At 52.0% G+C, this 525-nt stretch carries 1 protein-coding gene; it reads left to right on the top strand.

Annotated elements, in window-relative coordinates; translation table 11 throughout:
- The coding region (locus tag AACY52_RS30005) for a BREX system Lon protease-like protein BrxL (protein WP_339561331.1) at positions 1–525 on the top strand (525 nt) is incomplete at both ends.

Raw genomic sequence — 525 nt, 5'->3', positions numbered from 1 at the left:
AAGCTTCTGGTGACCGGTATCTGGTGCATCGCCGATGTGCAGTACGAGTTCTCGGAGGACAGCCGGATTTCACCATGGATTATAGACACGCTGAAACCGATCCAGATTGCTCGGGTCGACTATGATAGCTATCGCGAAACGCGCGGCAAGTTCACCACCGACGAATGGATCGACCTTCTGATGCAGAGCATCGGCTTTGATCCGTCCATGTTCGGACGCAGATCAAAGCTTCTGCAGCTGCTGCGCCTGATCCCGTTTGTCGAGAGAAACTACAATCTTATCGAGCTCGGGCCAAAAGGAACGGGTAAGTCGCACATTTATTCTGAATTCTCACCCCATGGACAGTTGATCTCGGGAGGTGAAGTCACGATCCCCAAGCTCTTCGTGAATAACTCCAACGGTCGGATTGGTCTGGTTGGCTACTGGGATGTCGTTGCGTTCGATGAATTTGCCGGGCGCGAGAAAACGGCCAACAAGGCGCTTGTCGATATCATGAAGAATTACATGGCGAACAAGCAATTCTCG

The sequence above is a fragment of the Pseudomonas sp. EA_65y_Pfl1_P113 genome (assembly GCF_963970525.1).
Taxonomy (GTDB): Bacteria; Pseudomonadota; Gammaproteobacteria; order Pseudomonadales; family Pseudomonadaceae; genus Aquipseudomonas; species Aquipseudomonas tritici.
This window is presented reverse-complemented; position numbering and strand designations above follow the sequence as displayed.